Source organism: Actinotignum urinale DSM 15805, from assembly GCF_000420445.1.
Lineage (GTDB): Bacteria > Actinomycetota > Actinomycetes > Actinomycetales > Actinomycetaceae > Actinotignum > Actinotignum urinale.
The window spans coordinates 57,839-79,421 of record NZ_ATUY01000001.1; the positions used below are offsets into that span (position 1 = coordinate 57,839).

Sequence of the window (21,583 nt, forward strand, 5' to 3'; positions counted from 1 at the left end):
CCTACAGCTGGTACATAAATGTTTTTGTTTCGGCGCAGGCGGTGAAGCCCAATTTACGGTAGACCTCAAGGCGGGACTGCTCACGTGTTTGGTCGCCCGGCATATGGAGTGGCGGGTCCTTAACGATAGTCACATCCATAACACTGTATTCCATCCCGGAAGCGTGCTGAGCCGTCGTCGTTACATCTAGAAGTGTCACAAGATAATCGGTACTATACGTAGAATGGATCGCGAGTTCGTCGATATATCCTTCCTTCCAACCTAACGCATCCCAATCCTGGGGGTAGGCAGAAGCCAAGGCATAACCGGCAACTCGTGGCCGATCCCCTCGTTCGTCGAGGAGAAGATAACTCCAATCGCGGCGCATACTACTGCGCTCAACCTCCCACTGACTTGCGGAAAAGATTGGGTAGTCAATTTTTTCGTCGTGGAAAGAATTGTGGGCGAGAAGCGCCGTGTTATCTTCCTCTTCCGTAACATTCACGAGCCGCATCCCGGCAGGTAGTGGACGCGCATGCTCCACAGGCTCCTCGTCAAGACGTCGGCGCATTTGCAGATAAGAATAGATGTGGGTGAAACCGGCATCAAGGAGGAGGTGGGCGCGCATAGTATCCCATTCTTCCGTGTAGGCAACCGCTGTTGCATTCGATACCCCGTTCACCACCGCCATTTCGCGAGCTATGCTAATAAGCTGTGTGAGCTGTTCTGTGCTAAGTTTTTTCGCCTCGGCTTCGCTCATATCTGGGGAAAGAACACTGGAAATGATAATATGCGGATCGCTACCGGCGACGCCCGCCATACGCACAAGACCATAGGACACAAGGTTTGCCTCGTCGTCAAGGGTTCCGAAAATTTCGTATCGTTGCGCGCTGTCTAAAAGTTCATAAATTTCGTCCAGCGAGGTACGGAACGGCGCCTCCACTGCTTCTTGATAGGTAACGAGAAGGGCATGCATAGCCGGGGCGTTACTGCGATTAAGCGGATACCAAACTGACCCGGTGTGCCTCATAGTCCTCCTTTATTTGCGTGCTGTGCGCACTTCATAACTTGTGCCCTTTTCGCGTACATTCAGGATTCTATACGGTTAAAAGATTTTTTGCCCGCAAAACGTATGTTTCTTCAATATTCGACGATAAATCGGCTCATTTACCGCGTATGAAAATCGAGCGTCGTGAGGCAAAACCCCGCGCATTACCAGGTATTAAACCTAGGCATCAATATTCGATAGGGAAACGCTACTGGCTCCTTCCACAATAAAATCGCGGCGTGGCCCGACCTCGGTTCCCATGAGGATGTCAAAAACTGATTCGGCTTCTTTGAGCGCGGCTTCGTCTTCGATACGGATTCGACGCAGGGTGCGTTTGCCCGGTTCCATAGTGGTTTCAGCGAGCTGGTGTGCATCCATTTCGCCCAGGCCCTTGTAGCGTTGGATGGGTTCCTTGTAGGTTTTCCCTGATTTTTCAAGCTTTTTGAGTTCCCTATGCAGCTCTTCTTCGCTGTAGGTGTATATGTATTGCCCCTTCTTTCCGCCTCTGCCCGAGACTTCTATGCGGTGAAGGGGCGGAACGGCAGCAAATACACGGCCAGCCTCAACAAGGGGGCGCATGTATCGGAAGAAGAGTGTGAGGAGGAGGGTACGAATATGGGCTCCGTCCACATCCGCATCCGTCATCATAATGACTTTCCCGTAGCGCGCCGCATCGAGATCGAAGGTGCGCCCGCTACCGGCTCCCACCACTTGAATAATGCTCGCAACCTCCTGGTTGCGCAGAATTTCTGCTGCGGAGGCGCGTTGAACGTTCAAAATTTTTCCACGAATCGGCAAAAGCGCCTGATATTCACTGGATCGCGCCAGTTTAGCCGTCCCCAAAGCACTATCGCCCTCAACAATAAAGAGTTCACTTTTTTCGACGTCATCACTCCGGCAATCCGCCAGTTTTGCTGGAAGTGTGGAATTTTCGAGCGCATTTTTCCGTCGTGAAATTTCTTTATGGACACGAGCCGCAACCCTTGCGCGCATTTCCGCAACAACTTTTTCAAGTAACCGGTTCGTTTCCGTTTTCTGGTCACGTTTTGTAGATCCGAGGATTTTCTTCAACTCGTCGGCAACAACCTTCGCAATAATCGCGCGAACCGGAGCTGTCCCAAGAATTTCCTTGGTTTGCCCTTCGAATTGAGGCTCCGGGCACCGCACGGTAACCACCGCTGTAAGCCCGGCGAGAATATCGTCCTTCTCAATTTTTGCGTCCTTCGCGGTGATTTTCAGTCGCCTCGTATTGGCCTCAATCAGGGCGCGCACGGTTTTCACAACACCCGCTTCAAAGCCCTGCAGGTGCGTTCCTCCGCCCGGAGTACGAATAATGTTCACGAAGGATTCTTCAAGTGTTTCGTAGCCTGTCCCCCACCGCAGAGCAACATCGACCTGGCAGGTGCGCTCCATCTCTTTGGTGCGCATATGCCCGGATTTCTTGTCCAAAACCTGCACATTTTCCGTGTAGGTTCCCTCGCCTTGTAAACGCATTGTTGCTGTCATGGCAGAATCGGGGGCAAGGAAATCAACGAAATCGACAACCCCGCCCTCATAATGGAAGGTTTCTTCGTGACGCCCATCCTCCCCCGGGGTTCCTTTCAGGCCTCGCTCGTCCACAATTGTGATGGATAAACCGGGAACGAGGAACGCTGTTTGGCGGACACGTTCCACGAGTTTTTCGTAGGAGAATTGCGCGGTTTTCAGGAAGATTTCCGGGTCGGCCCAGTAGCGTACCGATGTTCCGGTATGTTTTTTTGGTGTTTTTCCGACGATATCCAAGGCGCTTTCGTCGGTAAACGGGATAAATGAAGAATCTGGGTGGAGATTTTTTCCGGTATCTGTGAAACGGCCGGGTTCGCCTCGTTTGAACTGCATCCGGTATATTTTTCCGTTGCGTTTGACGTTCACGTCCATTCGTGCGGAAAGAGCATTGACGACGGATGCGCCCACGCCGTGAAGTCCGCCAGATGTGGAGTAGGTACCTCCCCCAAATTTTCCGCCAGCATGGAGTTTTGTGTAAACAACCTCAACGCCACTGAGCCCCACGCCGGGAACATTGTCCACGGGCACGCCTCGCCCGTTATCTGTTACTTCAACACTTCCGTCGCTGTACAAGATGACGTGAATTTCGTTGGCGAAACCTTCCAGGGCTTCATCCACGCCGTTGTCAATAATTTCCCACAGGCAGTGCATGAGTCCACGCGAATCTGTGGAGCCAATGTACATGCCGGGGCGTTTGCGTACCGCTTCTAAGCCTTCGAGAACTTGAAGATGCCGGGCTGTATAGTTATCAGATTGAGACACGCCTTCTATTCTATCGTGAACTTCCCCCGCTCTTTATGGTGAGTCGCCCACAACCCACAACCACACCCACAAGACGAACTCCCCGGGATTAGCCGGGGAGTTATTAATGGATATTATTTTTTGATATTTTTAACGGATAGATACGATATTTTTCCTGATATTTTTACCTACAGGATGCGGTATTTTTCTGTTTTACTGTTTTTCTCTTTATTACTTGATAGATGCACGTTCATCTTGAATGTACATCGCCCCGTCTTTCAAAACATCGAGGTGCTTATTGGCGTGGTGGCCACAAAAAAGGAGTTCGCCATAGGGCATGCATACGCGAACATACGCTTGTGCTCCACAGGCATCGCAACGGTCAACTGCGGTTAATGCTTCAACGTCTTGCGCTTGAGCGCGTTCATCTGTCATTAAAGTATTCACATATATATCAAAGCATTACACGGCTGTAATATTCCCGATTGTCCACATGGTATTGTGTTTTTGTTTTATCTCACAACGACGGCGGATTGCTCACAACCAGCAGAAACCACTTTATGGATTCCTCAACGGCACAAGGAAAAAAGAGGTGATGAAAGAAGGAGGTGAGCTGAGAAACGCTATGCCGTCGAACATCTGAGATTATCCTTCCACGTAGGGCGAACATCGTATGTCGACGAGGGCGCGCACGAACTGCTCGGAAAAGTTGCGGTACCTACAGGGTAAGCTGAATGGCATGGTTGATATTCGCCCGAATGAGACACGGGGTTTCGCGGTTGTCGATGTGGAAACAACGGGTTTGAACCCGATGAAGGACCGCATTGTTGAAGTCGGAGTTGTTCTTGTGGATACCGACGGGCATGTGACGGGTGATTTTTCGTCATTGGTTAACCCGCAGATGCCGATGAGGGCAACGTTTGTCCACGGCATTCGTGATGAGGATGTTCGATGTGCTCCAGTGATGGCTGATATTGTTCCGGATTTAATGTCGTTTTTTGAAGGTCGCGCGATTGTTGCACATAATGCGCGTTTCGATATGGGGTTTTTGAATATGGCCTTCGCTAATGCCGGGTATTCGGTGAAAATACCTGCCGCGGCAACGGTGTGCACTATGGAGCTTTCTAAAATTTATTTACCGCCTGGGCGTCACTCTTTGGTTGCCACAGCTGGGCGTGCGGGTATCGAGGTAACCAACCATCATCGTGCTTTAGCTGATGCATATACGGCGGCAGGGCTTTTACGCGAATATATCGAGCGCGAAAAACGCGGGGAACGCTACCTTGATTGTGCATTTTCCCGTGCGGGCGATAATGTTCTTCCCGCTTCCTGGGAGCTTTCTCTCAACGAAAGTATTCGTATCCAGTGGCCTTCTAAGCCTTCCCCTCAAGATGGTGCTCAAGGAACGTTATTTTAGCTTAGCAACCCTATGTGATCCGCACGATTCTTCTTGGAAGAAAGTGCTCATCGAACAACACAGTTGAAGTGCTCAGAATAATCGAATAACACTCTTGAATTGAACACAATAATCGAACAACACATTTTTAGCCTGACTACATAGTGCTAAATGCCCTAAATAGTCAGGCTAAAACTGAAAATATGCATTTCTCGCTGTTACGCCAAAGCTCTCGCGGTTATCTTAGTTAAAGTTAAACGAGTAATCGCGTTGACGGACTCATCGCGTTTAATCGAAGTAGTCGCGTAGAACTTTAATCGAGATAGTCGCGCAGAACCTGAGAACGGCTTGGGTGGCGTAGCTTGCTCATTGTCTTGGATTCGATCTGGCGGATTCGCTCACGAGTTACGCCATAAACCTTCCCAATTTCATCGAGTGTTCGTGGCTGGCCGTCGGTAAGACCAAAACGCATAGACACAACACCGGCTTCGCGTTCGGACAGTGTGTCCAGTACGCGCCCGAGCTGTTCTTGCAAGAGCGTGAAGCCCACTGCGTCTGCCGGAACAACAGCTTCAGAGTCCTCAATAAGATCACCGAATTCGCTATCTCCGTCCTCTCCAAGTGGTGTGTGGAGGGAAATTGGTTCACGCCCATATTTTTGAACTTCAACGACTTTTTCTTCCGTCATATCGAGTTCTTTAGCGAGCTCTTCCGTGGTTGGTTCACGGCCAAGTTCCTGAAGCATTTGACGCTGGACTCGCGCCAACTTGTTAATAACTTCAACCATGTGGACAGGAATACGAATTGTTCGCGCCTGATCTGCCATGGCGCGAGTAATTGCTTGGCGAATCCACCATGTTGCGTAGGTTGAGAACTTATATCCCTTGGCGTAATCGAATTTTTCGACCGCACGCACAAGCCCCAGGTTTCCTTCCTGAATAAGATCCAGGAAAAGCATTCCACGCCCTGTGTATCGTTTCGCCAAGGAAACAACCAAACGCAGATTTGCTTCCAAAAGATGGTTTTTCGCTAGTTGCCCATCTCTTGAAATCGCACGCAACTCGCGAATGTATTTCTTGTCATTATCGGGATCTAAATCGCCTTCTTGGAGAAGATGGGTTGCATACAAACCTGCCTCAATACGCTTGGCGAGTTCCACTTCCTCAGCGGCGTTCAACAATGCCACTCGCCCGATTTGCTTCAGGTAATCTTTCACGGGGTCCGCTGTTGCGCCCGCCACGTGAATACGTACCGCAGGTTCATCGGATTCATCAGAATCCTTCACGGTAAATCCACCACGAGAAACATTGCTGGATTGTTTGGAATCTTCTTCCTTAACCTTCGCTATTTCTTCGTTTTCTTCTTCCTTAACCTTCGCTATTTCTTCGTTTTCTTCTCCCTCTTCTTCGCCCTCGTCTACTTCTTCTTCAAGGTCTTCTTCAAGATCTTCTTCAAGGTCTTCATCAAGGTCTTCATCGTCGACGATGTCTAAATCTTCATCATCGAGTTCATCATCAGCTGAATCAACATCTTCATCGACGACGACATCCAATTCATCGTCCTCATCAGGTACAACTGGTACTGTTTTTTTAGCCGTGGTTTTGGCTGTTTTCGTAGACGTTGTTTCTTCAACTTCGGGCGCGTTATCTTCGCCCTTTACCTTTTTCTTCGTTGATTTTTTCGGCTTTTTTGCGCTTGATTTTGCGGGCTTTTCCGCCTTGTCTGTTTTGCTGGCTTTTTTCGTGCTCTTTGTGGCTGTGGCTGTGCCGTTTTCAACATTTTCTACAGTTTCATCTGCGTTTTCAGCTTTTTCTGTAGCTTTTTTCGTTGATGTTGCTTTCTTCGACGTTGCCTTTTTCGCAGTTGCCTTCTTTTTAGCGGTTTTTGTGGCCGTTTTTTTCGCTGAGGTTTTTCGTGCGGGCTTTTCGACCTCAACGTCTTTTTCTACAACTTGTTGCGTAACGACTGCTTTTTCTTCAGTTGCTTGTTCTTCTGCTTTTTTCTTAGCCGAAGCTTTCTTTTCCGCCACGTAAGACCTTTCCTTGCACAGGGACACACTGTATTTGGAATGAAGATATAACTATCCCACAATATATACCAATCACCCAAACGTTTCCCAATCGTTTTTCATTCCAAAAGAACGAAAAAGTAGCCCACGCCACACCTGAACGTGGTGATCCTGAAATATCCTCGCCTTTTAGGGCATCTTATGTTCCTTTCAGCTCACTTCATTTCGCCACGCATTACCCCCTCCCGGCAAGCGGGCCAAGCTCATCGGTAACCTTTCAGCTCACTTCATTTCGCCACGCATTACCCCCTTTCAACTAACCCCATCTTCGCTTTGCCTGACCGCCTCACAACATTCTTCATCTTCTTGGTCAACTTTCAACCAAGGCGGCAAGGCGGCACAAAGTGTGACTTTATACAGCAACTGCGCAAGACTATAATCTGGATCTTCCATTACTGCCTCGAACGCCCTAGCCGCCGTATAGCTCATATTCCCCATCCACCAGGATAAATAGGCCGAACCCGCGAGCGCCTGCACTTGTCCGTAGGGCGCAATTCGTGCCACGTCGTCCAAAAGTGTACGCATTTTTCGCGCCCTGTCGATATTGGGCAATTCCTTGCGTGTTTTTTCAAGTAGCGCTATGGAATCAATCTGCGCTAGGGGAACAAGAGGTTTATGCGCGAGGGCAATGTGAAGAATCTTGTCTCGAATCTTGTGGTGGCGTAATCCGCGTAGCATCCACGCTGCCCGCCTGTAGTTTTCTTCATTCGCGTCGAGAAAGTCGTGTTCTTCTGTATCGTTTTCATTTTCTTGTTTTTCCTCAGCCTCAAGGTGTGTGCGAATAATATCGTCGATTTGTCGCTCGACCTCTTCGTCGCTAACCTCCCATAGTGGTTCGAGATATTTTTCGACGGCTTCCCTCGTCGCTCTTTTTCCTAAGCGTAAGGTGAGCTTCGGTTCGTATTCAAAGTTATCTTCTATATCGATGATCTTCCCTTCATGAGTTATTTTGGGTAGGTTTTCCCATTCTGTGTATTCTTCTTCCATCATGTCCATGTATCCTTCTTTGTCCGCGATGAAGCAGTCAATTCTCCATCCTTTTGGGTCCTTCTCCTCCCACATACATGCGATTGCTTTGGATATTTCGCTAACGAGTAGGAATACGCGCTGTGCGCGTGGCGTGTGTAAAAATGTTGATATTCGTGGCACGTAGGCCGTAATAAAACATTTTTTGAACGCACATAAACGTATGGCGTCCACGAGTTGTTCGCGCACTCTTTCTGTTATGTCTCCCTCATGAAGGTTGAGCTTAATAAGGGGTTGTGTTTCGCTACCGGCACGGGAGTGTTCTCCGCATTCCACTCCATAGATCACGAGGTGATTGGTTGGGTGGAAACCAAGCATCGAGGGAACAAATCCGAGTATTTCTTCGGGTTGTGTAACGATGTATTTTTTCAGTGTCATGTGTGTATTTCACCAGGTGTGCAGTTCAGCGTTTTGGCTGATACCCATTTCTCTGGATAACTGCCATCCCCGGCGCCTTGTGGATATCTTTTTTTCCACATTCTCCACAAGGTGTGGAAAGAATTAGCGGTCACGCCTTGGGCATCGTAGGATAGGAGAATGCTCAACCTCCAGGATTTCCATGCCCGCGTCAATCTCTGTATTTCTCGCGCCTTGGCGTCGTTAGGGCGTTGGGGTACGCCTGTTATGGACGAGCTTTTCGCTTCGGCAATCACCATGTCGTCGAGTGGAAAACGTACCCGCGCAACGCTCGTGTATGCAGGTCTTCTTTCCGCGTGTCCAACGCCGTCTGAGGAACTCGTCTCCCAAGCTGTTCGCGCCGCTACCTCTGTTGAGCTATGCCAACTTGCCACTCTTATTCACGACGATATTGCCGATTCTTCCTCTACCCGTCGCGGTTTTCCCACAACTCACGCCAGCCTCACCGATTGCCATTCTCGTAACCAATGGGATGGGGATAGTGCGCATTTTGGTCTCGCTTCGGGAATCATGGCGGCTGACGCTATTTTCGCTCTATCGACTCGTGAAATGCTCGCAACCGGTTGCTTTGCTGCCGTCGAACTTTTATCGGATATGAATGAGGAGGTTGCCGTCGGCCAGTATTTGGATATGCGGGCCGAATGTCACCCTCACTCCACTTTGTCGGATGCTTGGTCTGTGATTACCCACAAAACTGTTTCCTATTCCGCCTTATTCCCTCTGCGAATAGGTGCGTCACTTTCAACGACGACGGCTGGCGCTGCGTTCCTCCCTCATGCCCCTTCTCTTTCTTCACGAGACGCCCATTATGGGATTTCCGAAGAACTTGACACTCACCTTCTTGCCTTCGCAACACCTTTTGGTGAGGCTTTTCAACTTCGGGACGATATTTTAGGGATTGTCGGAAATCCGGAAGAGACGGGCAAGCCCGCAGCTCACGATGTCAGCGAGGGTAAAAAGACTGTTCTCTACGCATTATTGGTGGATAAAATTTCTCCTCAAGAACTTTCCTGGTTGCTTTCTTTACAAGGTACGTGTTTAGACGGTGAACATATCGCCCGCATTCGTGAGTTATATCGAAATACGGGCGTGCTGGCAGAGGTTGAAGCGATGATTCATGTTCGTGAGAATGCAGCGCGCACAGCACTTACTTCGATGAACGCACCTGCACGTGTCCTTCTCACCGAGCTAGTGGATGCTCTATCGTCGCGCACTTCCTAAACACACTAACCACGCACTAAACCCACGCACCCACACACTTAGCACCCACTGAACACACACTTACACTTCCTCAACCCTCACTAAACACGCACCCACCACGCATCTAGCAAAACCCTAATAACACGCACCAAACACACAGTTATCAAAACCCTAATAACACGCACCCCAAAACCGCACCCCAAAAGTCCCATGTTTCTCAATTTTCGCAAACGTAACAAAACTATCTTCCATCTCATCTTTCACGATAGCGTGACATTTTCACAATCATCCACTATTGTCACTAGTGGATATTTGTGTACACACCCGCGCAACTCGCGCACAAGAACAAGGAAGAGGTTCCTATGAACTCTTCACAACGACGTGCCCTCCTTATGGAAGCGAAGGCCACCCACACGCCCCTCTTCAGCGTCGAAGAATTACGAGCACAACTTCAGCAAGAAAATCTTCCATCCCGTCCAGAAGTGCAAAAAATCGTCGCACAAACAGCAGCTCTTATGGGCGTGAACCCTAAACTTGCCATGGGGATTGCCTATATAGAATCCGGTTTCGATCCCGCCAAGGTCTCGGATACAGGCGCAATTGGCCCCATGCAACTTCTTCCCGGGGCGGTTTCTTGGGCAGAGAAAATGGTGGGGCGCCCACTTAATATGTATTCGCCGCGAGACAACGCAACCGCAGGCGTCGCAATCCTTCGATATCTGCAACGGCATACAGACTCCACACACAACGCCATTGCCGCCTACTACCAGGGCTTACGGTCACTCCAGAACGACGGCGCCTACCCATCCACACAAAAATTCGTCCTCCGAGTGCTCAGAGCAGTTTCGCAACTCTAGCGTCAAGAAGATGACGCAACTCTAACGTCAAGCACTTTCAAGCCACGACTTACGTAGCCTCTCATCTCAAACCGTACACACACCTGGATAACGCCTCACGCCACCCATTTACCACGTATCCTAAAACTATGCATTCTTTCACCCCCGGAACAACGGTTGACGGACGCTACGTTCTGCGTTCCCCGCTCGCATCCGGAGGCATGGCACACATCTGGCTGGCCCACGATTCACGCCTGGGACGCGACGTCGCCCTCAAGGCCATTCGAGACAATTATTCGGGGCACCCTGATTTTGAGGCGCGTTTCGATCGAGAGGCTCGCGCCATTGCGTCCCTATCCAATCCTCACATTGTCAACATTTTCGACCGCGGCTACTGGCAGGGCCAAGCATATATCGTCATGGAATACATCCCCGGCCCCAATCTTCGCCAGGAATTGCGCCGCCTGGGCACCTTCCCCCTCGGCCACGTCCTCAACCTTATGGAACAAAACCTCCAGGGGCTCTCCACCGCGCACCGCGCCGGAATTATTCACCGCGATATTAAACCCGACAATATTCTTTTGGACGCTCCCCTGCCAAGCTCGTGGCATAGCGACGCCCCAATGCCACTCCTTCTTCTCGCCGACTTCGGCCTTGCCCGCCCCGTTTCTTTTACGACGACGGCACAGGCTCCTAGGATGGTAAGCGTCGCCTATTGCGCACCGGAAATTTTAGATGGTGAGACTGCTAGCCCTGCATCGGATATATATTCTGAAGGTATTTTGTTCTATGAGTTGCTCATGGGGCGCCCGCCTTTTCTTGGCGAAAGCATGGAGGCAACGGCCCGTATGCACAGAAATCAGGATATACCGCGGGTGACTGATACCGTTTCGTGGATTCCGAAAACTATTGATTCGCTTATTGGATTGTGGACGGCTAAGGATGTTTCGAGACGTCCACACAATGCTACGGTTGCTTTGCGCGCGCTTAAAAATGTGCACGAGAGCATTGAACCTGAAATTCTTAAGATGCGTGTCCCGCTCCTGCAGCCTCAACACGAAACACCTGTACTTGCGCCGGGTTCTACACCAGAATCTGAGCCGGGTTCCGCACCGGAATTTACGCCGAGATCCGCACCCGGCTCCATACCACCCGTAGTCCACCCATCTGCCCGCAATCTTCCCACAGGCACGGAAACTCTCACCCCCACAAGGAAAAGGGCAAAACCTCGTCGTAAAATTTTCCGTTCAGTGCTCGCACATAGCGGGCTTCTTCTTCTCGCAACTGGTGTTGGTGTGGGTGTCGCCTATATTCAGTCAACGCGCCAAGATACGGTTGTTGTTCCTGACGTAAAAGGACAAACCGTTAGCGAAGCTCGCAAAATGATAGAAAAGAAAGGGCTAGTGGCCAACACCGTCACGGAAAAAACGGGTGATTCGAAATCTTCTGGGCGTGTTATCCTCACCCAGCCGGCAGCTGGGAAAAATGCGCGCACGGGTGATTCGGTGACGTTGCGAATTGCGCCATAGTTACCGACGCCCTAGATTTTTTGTTAAGAATGAAAAGATGGATTCTTATCAGTTGATGACAGCTCGTATTTCCGGTTCTAAGGACGCGCAGTATACGGCGAAATTATCTCGCGAAAATTAATTACATTTAGCGGTGGCATGCCGTGGGGCGGATAGCAACGCTTTTGAAACTACGAGCCCTCCCCTATAGGTGGAACTCCCGCAACATCTCCGCAATCTGGTAGGCGACCTCCAGGGACTGCTGATGGTTCAAGCGCGGATCAACCAAAGATTCGTAGCGTTCCGCCAACGTATCTTCAAGAATTTCCTCACTACCGCCAAGAATTTCTGTTACGTCATCCCCAGTGAGCTCCACGTGAATACCGCCAGGGTGTGTACCCAATACCTCATGGACCTCAAAGAAACCACGAATTTCATCCATAATGTCGTTAAAACGCCGGGTCTTAATACCATTCGACGCCTTAATCGTATTTCCGTGCATCGGATCAGACACCCACGTTACGGGACGCCCATCCTTCTTGGCCGCTTCAACAATCTTGGGCATCGCCTCACGAATAGTTCCCGCACCCATACGCGTAATGAACGTCAGCCTACCCTCTTCACCGTCGGGATTGAGCTTATCAATTAAACGCAAAACGTCATCGGGGTTCGTCGTCGGCCCTAACTTCACACCAATCGGGTTCCTCACGTGAGAGAACATTTCCACGTGAGCATCATCGATACCGCGCGTCCTCTCACCAATCCACAGAAAATGCGCGGAAGTAAAGTACGGCGTGCGCGTGCGCGAATCAATACGCATCAGCGCCTCTTCAAAAGGAATCACCAATGCTTCGTGCGAAGAATAAATCTGTGTTTGCTTAAGTTCCGGCCCTTCAATACCCGAAGCGTGAACAAACTTCATGGCACGATTAATTTCCGAGGCCATATTCTCATAACGCTCATAAGCCGGATTGGACACAAAACCCTGATTCCACTTGTGGACGTTACGCAAATCCGCGAAACCACCTCGCGTAAACGCACGAACAAGGTTCAACGTAGAAACAGAATACAAGTACGCTTTCGTTAAACGTTCCGGATCGTGTAACCGCGACTCAGGAGTAAAATCGAAACCGTTAATAGAATCCCCAAGGTACGACGGAAGAGTTACGCCATCAATCGTTTCCGTATCTGAAGAACGGGGTTTGGAATACTGGCCGGCCATGCGTCCAATTTTTACGACGGGAACAGACGCGCCATACGTCAAAATAACGGCCATCTGCAAAATGGTGCGGACCTTATTGCCGATACGGTCTGCCGTGGTGTGTTCAAAAGATTCCGCACAATCCCCACCGAAAAGCATAAACGCCTCGCCCTTTTGCGCGTTGGCGATTTGGCCTTTCAACTGGTCACATTCGCCCGCAAAAACAAGGGGTGGCATAGTGCGAAGGTAATCCGTCACCTCTTTGAGGTGCTTGGGATCTTCGTAGCACGGCTGATGTTTCGCCGGTTTGTTACGCCACGTCTGGGCAAGGGATGTAATGACTGAATTATCGTCCTGAAACATGCGTTCAATACTAACGTTTTTTCCCGGTTTTTTCTTGAATGAACACAAAAAGAGGGGCGTCCCGATGTTTCTCACATTCGAAACGCCCCACTTCAGTTATTGCCATGCCGCTGTGGCATCTTGCCCTGCCCTTTAAGGACAGCGTGGAACAACTGCTGAACCTGTTATCCAGATTCGTTATCCTAGATTGGTTTTGATTTTAATTGTGGGTTTACGACGGTTGACTATCGTGTATAACACCTGTCCCCCATCGCACCGTATGTTTTAGTGGCCCTTAACTTCCTGACCGATGGACTTCATCGTGTCCTGGAACCAGGGCTGGGTGATGTCGAAAGCCTTGTGGCCCTTAATGCGGGCGAAGGCAATGTTTGTCAAAACATCTCCGTTTTCTTCATCGTGCCCAATCACGCCGGACTTATCGCCCAGCGCACAATCCACAGCCAAATCAACCATGCCCTTAATGAGGCGCAGATCTTCAGCATTGGCGTGCCATGCGCGGGAGAAGTAGCCGGACTTCTGAACCATCACCTTTTCGGCACCGAGCTTGGCTGCGAACTGCTTGGCGAACCATGCACCCGGGTTAATATCGTCGAGGCGAACATGGCCGAAGGGATCACGCGGAACTTCTTCGCCAGATGCTTCCATTTCTGCCACGATTTCATCAACGCCTGCACCTTCGGAAAGGAAAATGTTGACGTTGCCAATTTCGTCCATGACGGCCTTCAAACGCTTTGCTTCCGCTTCAAGATCAATCTTCATTTCGGGGAGGAATACTGCGTGAACATCCCAGCGTTCCTTGGTGAGCCCAAGAGCCGGAGCCCATTCCTGCTTGCCCACCCAGTCATGATAGTTCTTTGCGGCCTGAGCGGTGAGGTAACCACAGTTACGGCCCATTACTTCGTGAACAATAAGCATACGCGGGTTGGAACGATGCTCACCAATCACGTGCTGAGCGAAAAGTGAACTTTCTTCAGCTGCAGTCCATGCTCCCAGCGACTGACGAATCGGAATAATATCGTTATCGATTGTCTTGGGAAGGCCAACCACCGTCATGTGATAGCCGTTATCCTCAAGGTAGTGCGCCAAATCAGCTGCGGTGGTGTTGGTATCGTCGCCACCAATCGTGTGGAGAACGTCAACGCCATCTTCACGCAAACGATTCGCGGCGAATTCGAGCGGATTCACGCCTTCCTCAACAAGTCCACGCTTAACAAGATCTTTAGCGTTGGTGAGCTTTACACGAGAATTACCGATGGGGCTTCCGCCGTAATTGTGGAGAATCTTCGCTTGCTTGCGACCTTCGTCGGTAATCTTGACATAATTGCCTGTCAACAGACCGTGATATCCATACTGATAAGCAATAATTTCAACATCGGGCGCTACTTCTGTGTAACGTTCAATTAACCCTCCCACTGCGGAGGACAGGCAGGGGGCAAATCCACCTGCGGTAAGAAGAGCAACACGGCGAACAGTCATCTTTAACCTTCCAAATTAGCCTGATAGGAAATCTTCCCACAGCCAGTATAACGGCTATGATGGTTTTTTATGGAAGATAAGCACGCCGATGATATCTGGAAACGCTGCGAGCGAGATTTAAGCGAGGGCGAAACGTCGTCGCTCGGGTCGCTAAACTGGACACCAGATACCACTACGCCATTAGGTGGTCCACGCGACTGGATTCCCGCCGAAGAACCCGAATTTGATACAGATGAGTTTTTTGAAGAAGAAGCACGAGCTGAATTTTCAACTCCCCTTCCCTCGGGCAACAGGTGGGCGCTTCCCGCTTGGATTGGATGTATAGTGGGTGCGATTATTGCGTTGCTCAGCGGTAGCGGTTTACTTTTTTCCTCTACAACTATTACCGCATGTGGCGGAATTCTTGCTGTATTCGGGGCTGTTGTTGCCGTATTTTGTAGCGCACCTAAACACTCCGACACCGATCCTTGGGACGACGGAGCCCGCGTATAAACTGGCGGTTTTTTCACCTCTCACACATTGGCAAGCATTTCACCATAGTAGCAAGCCGGCACAGTTTATCTTTTCTCTATGTACCAAGATTTTCTGCACCCGGAAATATTAACTTAAATCAACTCACCATAAACCAAACTAACAGCGAACCCAACTTTCCCGCACCATACCAACGAAAACCCAGCAAAAAACAACACGTTCTGGCCAATACGCCGAAAACCTACGATTTAGTCCTATGCCCCGAAACATGTTGGCCGGTGGTGTCTTAGACACCACCGGCCAACATGTTTCGATGTTTTAGCCCCTAGTAGAAGCAGAGAATATCGGCAACAACCGCAATAGCTTTATCGGGTTTTGACGGATCTGGTGAAGGCGCTGTAATGAGCACACGGGACCCTTCTGGAATTCCTGCGAGTTTCTTAAAGAGTTCTTGAGAACTGGGGAATTCTCTGGCACCACTCGGAACTTCTTTCTTTGTCGGCTGCCAGGTATTTTCGATGTAATCAGGGTCGTTATCCCAGGCTGCCACTGCGAACTGGAGAACATATGTTCCCTGTTCGGGCAGAGGATTTCCATGCCCTCTCGCTATCACCTTTACCTGAATTTCTCCAGGCTTTTCCTGACCGTCTTTCACTTTGAGTTTTGTTACCGGCTCACCAACCGCACCTTCGTAGGAAACGGGAAGATTCTCAGGCGAGATTTCAACTGTGGCATCTTTTTGCCCGGCAGATGAAGGATTCCAAGATCCAAGAACCTCAACGTAAAAAACAATAACGTCATCTTTCCCAATTCCTGCCTGGGCGCTACCTCCCTGAGGTCCATAACCTAACTCAGCAGGAACAGAGACAATGATTTTGTCGCCAACATGGGCTTTTTCTAGAGAATACGTCCACCCAGGGATAACTTGCGAAAGTGGGAAAGAGATAGATTGCCCGCGTTTAAATGAAGAATCGAAAGCCTTATCTTTTCCCCACACTTGCCCAACGTAGTTCACTTTCACGCTAGCATTCTCACCAACAACAGCGCCGGAGCCTTTCTCCACGCTTTTCACCGTCAGTTTTTCCGGAGCTTTTTTATCTGCCACAGAAAAATCAAGAAGCGTATCCGCACCTTCGCCCTTTAATCCCGGCATACCCTTATCTGTGTACACGATTTCAGGTTTCTCAGTGGACTTTTGAGATTGCGAGCTTTGCGACGGATTATTCGTAGCTTTTGCAGACTTACTAGCCGATGAGCAAGCTGTCAACGCGAACGCCATGAGAGTGGCGAGTGAAGTGGCAAGTATTTTTCGCATAGTCTTCTTTCTGTTAGGAAATATCAAAGAATGCCCGGGCGCTTGTTGCGCATGGAAAATGCACTACTTGGTTTCACCAATCTTCTTGAGCATCAAGGCTTCAGCCAAAATAGCGTTACGCCAATCTCCCAAATCGAGAGACTCGTTGTGCGCATGTGCACGAGTATCAGGATCTTCAATACCCGTAATAAGAATAGCTGCGTTCGGGAATACTTCTGCCAAATCGGCGACGAACGGGATTGACCCGCCGGCTCCAATATCAACAGACTTATGCCCCCAGGCTTCCTCGAAAGCATCACGAGCAACCTGGATGTATGGAGAACTGGTGTCCACCAAGAAACCGGGGCCATCCTCTGCAACCGTTGTTTCCACAATGGCACCCCAGGGAGCATGTGCTTTCACGTGGCGAGCAAGCGCTTCACCAGCTTCATGCGTGTTCTGCCCTGGCGCGACACGCAAGGAAAGATACGCCTTACATGTTGGAGCAAGAGTGTTGGTTGCGTGGCTTGTTGGTGTTACATCCATTCCAACGACGCAAACATGCGGTTTCGTCCACAACGTTGACGTAATAGAGCCACTACCGAGCAACTGAACCTGATCAGGAATTGATGCATCCTGGCGGAACGTTTCTTCCGGATAATCAACATCCGTATGTTCCCAACCATCGAGACCTTCGACGCGGACGTCACCATTTTCGTCGTGAATAGAAGCAATAATGTGGGACATTGCCGTCACGGCATCAATTGCCGGGCCACCCATCAGCCCAGAGTGAATACCGTGATTCAACGTACGAACATTCACTTCGAGGCGAACAACACCACGCAACATTACGGTTAATGCCGGAATTCCGACCTGCCAATTCGCAGCATCTGCCACAACCATCACGTCGGATTCCAGACGATCCTTATACTTTTCCAAAAAGGCATGGAATGTGGGTGAACCAACTTCTTCTTCGCCCTCAATAAAGAGAGTGACATTCACGTTGAGATCATCGCCGAGAGCTTCCAGCGCCCCGAAGTGCATCATTACGCCAGCTTTATCATCCGCCGCGCCACGCCCGTACAAGCGACCGTTGCGTTCCACGGGTTCGTAAGGATCTTCTTGATCCCATCCTTCCAGGGTGCCTTCGGGCTGAACATCGTGGTGTCCGTACAAAAGAACTGTTGGACGATCCGCACCAACATGCTTATGTGCGAGAACCGCAGGGCGTCCTTTGCGTCCATCTTCTGTTTCAAGTTCAATTATTTCGACGTCAAAGCCCTGCTTGCGCGCAAGATCGGCAACAAAATTAGCGGATTTTTTCAGCATCGACTGGTCGAAAGATTCGACGGAAACTGAAGGAATACGGATAAAATCTTCAAGTTGCTCACGATGAAGGGGCAACTGCTTGTCTACAATAGTAGTTAGTTCTTGACTCATAATCTTTAGAATAGTCGTTTGAAGAAAATCGTGCCTGTCTAAGAACGTTATCTTTTTCAATTCGGGCTAATGGCGAAAATTCGACGTTTTACATGTAGACTCAGTAAGATATTTATGGATTAAAGATGGGTAGCACCATCGTCGTCATAAACAAGTTATTTTTTTGGGAGCATACATGGCTTTTGGTCGTAAAAAGTCTAGTCGTAACAACACGGAAGAAGAGAAGGTCACCCCACCTGCTCTTCCTAAGGGGTACACCCCGGGTAAGGGCGCTCCCACACCAAAGCGACGTGACGTTGAATCGCGCAAACGCAAACCCATTATTCCCGATAAAGTTTCGATGACGAAAGCTGAACGCAAGGCTCTGCGTGCCGAAGAACGCGCACGCAACAGTGCCCAGTGGGAACGTGAACAAAAGGCCTTGAAAGAGGGCGATATTAAGAACATGCCGATTGGGCACCGCGGTGAAGAACGCGCTTTCGCTCGTGATGCGCTCGACGCTCGTTTCCAGTTCGCCTCATATATGGCACTCATGGCGCTTGTTCTGATCGTTGGCATGTTTGTTGTTGGCCAGTATGGAACTCCCGCCCAGTTCAATGCTTTCGTGTTGAGCGTGTACGCCATCATCATTCTGATGTTTGTGGAGGCCTGGTTTAAGGCACGTAAAATTCGCCGTCTTGTTGCCTATCGTTTTGGTGACGCAAAAGTTCCGCCGCGCCTTGCCGGGCAAATGACTTCCCGCGCATTTACGCCGCGTCGTTTCCGTTTACCGCGTCCGCGTGTCAAACGTGGAGAATATCCTAAGGGTGGAGGCCCGGAAGATATGAAGGCGGCAATGCAATCCAAGTAAGTGACACTCCAAATAAGTGACACTCCAAGTAAACAATGCGGGTCACGTAGGTAAATAGATAAGTAAACAATGCTCGACGTAATGGCGTCGAGCATTGTGCATTTATTGCTTCAACCCCTAGTACTATTTTTCGCTTTTTGGCCCACGCACGTTGACAACTCACGCTTTGTTCAAACGCATTCGTTACTTGAGCGCCATTGCTTCAAGCACGTTACTTCAACAACACCCATTATTTCAAACGGTATTACTTCAAGCCCGGTTAACCATTGCGAAGTTTACACATTGCGAAGTGCGTGATGTGCCGGGCGCGACCAAATGAGCCACGCGAGGGCAAGAATCGCACCAACTGTGGGGAGATAAAAATAGGTACTTCCGGCTTCAAACCAGGGGTTCACGCGGTCAAATAATTCCGGTTTTATTCCCCCAATAACTGCGCACACAACATTGACGAACCATCCACACCCGGAAATCCACCTCATGCGACGCCCGTTGTGCAGTGCTCCGGTGGCCGCGAGCAACCACACTGTAGCCGCGACAAGTGTTGTGATAGATGTGGAAACATTACCCAGTTGAAAATCAAGTGTTGCATTCACGATGCCACGCCAAGCGAAAATAAGCGAGCCTGTAGCGAGAATAATAAGGAAAATAAGGGGCAACCCGCTAGCCGACCTTCGTTTGTCGCGAATTATTTCACATTTAACTCGTTCCACACGACATCCTATTTCTGTTCATTTCCGGACAATAGCAACGTGCATGACATATTTCCTACTAAAGCACCCATTATATATCCCATTGAATATTTATGCACCCTGGGCGCGAGACTACGCACGTACACCACAACACACGATTAATCTCCACTTGCGAAGCAACCTCCGCGGAACTTACACACGCACGCCGTCGCACAATCTTTTAAGAACGATGCGTGGCGTTCCAGTGACGCATTGATTCCGGGTATCCGACCTTCACAATTTCATAGAGAGGTACGCCGATTTCGTGAGCAATTGAGGCGGCCTCTTTAATTCCATTCACTCGGCGCCTTGTCCATTCCCCACTGCGGGCAACACACAAAATTGCCGCAGATTCACGAGGGGTTTCCGTTTCAAAATAGGCTTCCACGCCCTCACGGGTTTCCACAAACTCACGAAGATGGACGACGACGTGTTTGCGTTGAGGAAGTTCTATATTATCTGAGGTACGTTTTTTTCGTGAAAAGAATCGCATGGCTGAAGTCTACAATGACATCAATGCGCTTATTGCGATACAGGTAACAAAATAACGCTACTTTGATTACACTTTTAGGCAGAGCTTCTATGCTCAAAAACATTTTTTCAGGGAAGGGATTCGCATGGCAGAAACGAAAGAATATGACATCGTTATTCTAGGTGGCGGTAGTGGTGGATACGCCACCGCGTTGCGCGCCGGTCAGTTGGGCATGAAAGTTGCGCTTATTGAAGCCGATAAACTCGGCGGTACATGTTTACATCGTGGTTGTATCCCTACCAAAGCGCTCCTCCACGCAGCTGAAATTGCAGACGAAATGCGTGAGGCTGCAAGTGTTGGCGTGAAGGGTAGCTTTGAAGGTATTGATATGCCAACCTTGAATGCTTACAAGGATGGCGTTATCGACAAGATGTTCAAGGGCTTAACGGGTCTTGTTAAGTCTCGTAACGTTGATCTTATTTCCGGTTGGGGACGCCTCGTCGCAAAAGACACCATTGAAGCAAACGGTGTTCACTACAAGGGTAAGCATGTTGTTCTCGCCTCCGGATCCTTCTCCAAGACAATCGGGCAGGAAATCACCGGGCGTGTCCTTACCTCCACAGAAGCATTAAACATGCATGAAGCCCCCGGTTCTGTCATCGTTCTTGGCGGTGGCGTTATCGGCGTTGAATTTGCTTCCGCATGGCGTTCTTATGGAGCAGAAGTTCAAATTATTGAAGGTTTGCCACGTTTGGTTCCCAATGAAGATCCCGAAATCTCCAAGAACCTTGAACGTCAGTTCCGCAAGCGCGGTATCAAATTCGCGACGAAAACAATGTTCGATCATCTCGAGCAAACGCCCAACAGCGTTAAGGTCTTCACTCAGGACGGTAAGACATTCGAAGCTGATTACCTCTTGATTGCCATCGGGCGCGGTCCTTCCACCGCAAATCTTGGCTACGAAGAGCAGGGCATCGCAATGGATCGCGGATTTGTTCTCACCAACGAACGCCTTCAAACAAACGTCCCGGGCGTCTACGCCGTCGGCGATATTGTTCCTGGCCTTCAGCTTGCTCATCGTGGCTTCCTCCAGGGCATTTTCGTTGCAGAAGATATTGCCGGTTTGAATCCGAAGGTTATTAACGAAGATTACATTCCACGCGTCACCTTCTGCACACCTGAAATCGCATCCGTTGGTTTGAACCAGGATAAGGCTGAAGAAAAGTACGGCAAGGAAAACATCGTTGCCGCCTCCTTCAACCTCACCGGTAACGGTAAGTCTCAGATGCTCGGCGCTAACGGTTTCGTGAAACTCGTCAGCGTGAAGGACGGCCCCATTGTTGGCTTCCACGCCATTGGTGCTCGCATGTCCGAACAAATTGGTGAAGGTGAACTCATGGTTGCTTGGGAAGCCTACGCAAAGGACTTCGATGGCCTCATCCATGCTCACCCAACTCAGAACGAAGCAATCGGTGAAGCTGCTTTGGCGCTTGCCGGTAAGCCACTCCATAATCACTAGAAAGA

18 protein-coding genes are annotated in these 21,583 nt (G+C 49.8%); 7 read left to right on the forward strand and 11 right to left on the reverse strand.

Going from position 1 to position 21,583, the window contains the following annotated elements; genetic code table 11:
* Position 1: 1 nt before the first annotated feature.
* The 3 genes from G445_RS0100265 to G445_RS0100275 form a co-directional block, all read right to left on the reverse strand.
* Positions 2-1,009 carry a hypothetical protein gene (locus tag G445_RS0100265; RefSeq protein ID WP_022865576.1) on the reverse strand — a complete coding sequence of 336 codons (1,008 nt, stop codon included), beginning with the start codon at positions 1,007-1,009 and terminating at the stop codon, positions 2-4.
* A 198-nt stretch (positions 1,010-1,207) separates the two neighbouring features.
* Positions 1,208-3,334, reverse strand: a complete 2,127-nt coding sequence (locus G445_RS0100270; RefSeq protein ID WP_022865577.1) for a DNA gyrase/topoisomerase IV subunit B — start codon at positions 3,332-3,334, stop codon at positions 1,208-1,210.
* A gap of 210 nt (positions 3,335-3,544) precedes the next feature.
* A complete protein-coding gene (locus tag G445_RS0100275; RefSeq protein ID WP_022865578.1) occupies positions 3,545-3,748 on the reverse strand; it encodes a DUF7455 domain-containing protein in 204 nt (67 codons plus the stop codon).
* Between the two features lie 304 nt (positions 3,749-4,052).
* On the opposite strand from G445_RS0100275, the gene G445_RS08830 reads away from it, so the two are divergent.
* On the forward strand, positions 4,053-4,730 hold the full coding sequence (locus G445_RS08830; RefSeq protein WP_022865579.1) for a 3'-5' exonuclease: 678 nt from the start codon (positions 4,053-4,055) through the stop codon (positions 4,728-4,730).
* 292 nt (positions 4,731-5,022) lie between these two features.
* Here G445_RS08830 and G445_RS0100285 read toward each other — a convergent pair whose 3' ends face one another.
* Together G445_RS0100285 and G445_RS0100290 are read right to left on the reverse strand one after the other, a co-directional pair.
* Positions 5,023-6,738 carry an RNA polymerase sigma factor gene (locus G445_RS0100285; RefSeq protein WP_022865580.1) on the reverse strand — a complete coding sequence of 572 codons (1,716 nt, stop codon included), beginning with the start codon at positions 6,736-6,738 and terminating at the stop codon, positions 5,023-5,025.
* A gap of 291 nt (positions 6,739-7,029) precedes the next feature.
* A complete protein-coding gene (locus G445_RS0100290; RefSeq protein WP_022865581.1) occupies positions 7,030-8,181 on the reverse strand; it encodes a DUF4192 family protein in 1,152 nt (383 codons plus the stop codon).
* A 159-nt stretch (positions 8,182-8,340) separates the two neighbouring features.
* Here G445_RS0100290 and G445_RS08835 point away from each other — a divergent pair, with 159 nt between their 5' ends.
* From G445_RS08835 to G445_RS10660, 3 genes are all read left to right on the forward strand, one after another.
* The gene (locus G445_RS08835) at positions 8,341-9,441 is read left to right on the forward strand and encodes a polyprenyl synthetase family protein (RefSeq protein WP_022865582.1); all 1,101 of its coding nucleotides are present in this window, start codon (positions 8,341-8,343) and stop codon (positions 9,439-9,441) included.
* A 341-nt stretch (positions 9,442-9,782) separates the two neighbouring features.
* Positions 9,783-10,277: a lytic transglycosylase domain-containing protein gene (locus G445_RS0100300; protein ID WP_022865583.1), complete on the forward strand. Its 495-nt coding sequence runs from the start codon at positions 9,783-9,785 to the stop codon at positions 10,275-10,277.
* 128 nt (positions 10,278-10,405) lie between these two features.
* Positions 10,406-11,785 (forward strand): protein kinase domain-containing protein, encoded by a 1,380-nt coding sequence (locus G445_RS10660; RefSeq protein ID WP_022865584.1) that lies wholly within the window; start codon positions 10,406-10,408, stop codon positions 11,783-11,785.
* A gap of 184 nt (positions 11,786-11,969) precedes the next feature.
* Here the strand turns inward: G445_RS10660 and G445_RS0100310 are convergent, their stop codons facing one another.
* Positions 11,970-13,328, reverse strand: coding sequence for a class II 3-deoxy-7-phosphoheptulonate synthase (locus G445_RS0100310; RefSeq protein ID WP_022865585.1), 1,359 nt, complete (start codon positions 13,326-13,328; stop codon positions 11,970-11,972).
* Positions 13,329-13,592: 264 nt separating this feature from the next.
* The gene (locus tag G445_RS0100315) at positions 13,593-14,804 is read right to left on the reverse strand and encodes a pyrophosphate--fructose-6-phosphate 1-phosphotransferase (protein WP_022865586.1); all 1,212 of its coding nucleotides are present in this window, start codon (positions 14,802-14,804) and stop codon (positions 13,593-13,595) included.
* 69 nt (positions 14,805-14,873) lie between these two features.
* Between G445_RS0100315 and G445_RS0100320 the strand changes: the two genes are divergently transcribed.
* Complete coding sequence (locus G445_RS0100320; RefSeq protein ID WP_022865587.1) at positions 14,874-15,296, forward strand: hypothetical protein; 423 nt, start codon at positions 14,874-14,876, stop codon at positions 15,294-15,296.
* A gap of 304 nt (positions 15,297-15,600) precedes the next feature.
* Here G445_RS0100320 and G445_RS10665 read toward each other — a convergent pair whose 3' ends face one another.
* Both G445_RS10665 and G445_RS0100330 read right to left on the reverse strand, forming a co-directional pair.
* Positions 15,601-16,590, reverse strand: coding sequence for an FKBP-type peptidyl-prolyl cis-trans isomerase (locus G445_RS10665; protein ID WP_051126963.1), 990 nt, complete (start codon positions 16,588-16,590; stop codon positions 15,601-15,603).
* A 63-nt stretch (positions 16,591-16,653) separates the two neighbouring features.
* Entirely contained in the window at positions 16,654-18,009 is a 1,356-nt protein-coding gene (locus G445_RS0100330) for a dipeptidase (protein ID WP_022865589.1), read from the reverse strand.
* A gap of 175 nt (positions 18,010-18,184) precedes the next feature.
* On the opposite strand from G445_RS0100330, the gene G445_RS0100335 reads away from it, so the two are divergent.
* On the forward strand, positions 18,185-18,859 hold the full coding sequence (locus G445_RS0100335; RefSeq protein WP_022865590.1) for a DUF3043 domain-containing protein: 675 nt from the start codon (positions 18,185-18,187) through the stop codon (positions 18,857-18,859).
* Positions 18,860-19,134: 275 nt separating this feature from the next.
* On the opposite strand, the gene G445_RS0100340 is transcribed toward G445_RS0100335, so the two are convergent.
* Together G445_RS0100340 and G445_RS0100345 are read right to left on the reverse strand one after the other, a co-directional pair.
* On the reverse strand, positions 19,135-19,569 hold the full coding sequence (locus G445_RS0100340; protein ID WP_040430088.1) for a hypothetical protein: 435 nt from the start codon (positions 19,567-19,569) through the stop codon (positions 19,135-19,137).
* A gap of 199 nt (positions 19,570-19,768) precedes the next feature.
* Complete coding sequence (locus tag G445_RS0100345) at positions 19,769-20,080, reverse strand: hypothetical protein (protein WP_022865592.1); 312 nt, start codon at positions 20,078-20,080, stop codon at positions 19,769-19,771.
* A gap of 124 nt (positions 20,081-20,204) precedes the next feature.
* Here G445_RS0100345 and lpdA point away from each other — a divergent pair, with 124 nt between their 5' ends.
* Complete coding sequence (gene lpdA, locus G445_RS0100350) at positions 20,205-21,578, forward strand: dihydrolipoyl dehydrogenase (RefSeq protein WP_022865593.1); 1,374 nt, start codon at positions 20,205-20,207, stop codon at positions 21,576-21,578.
* Positions 21,579-21,583: the final 5 nt, after the last annotated feature.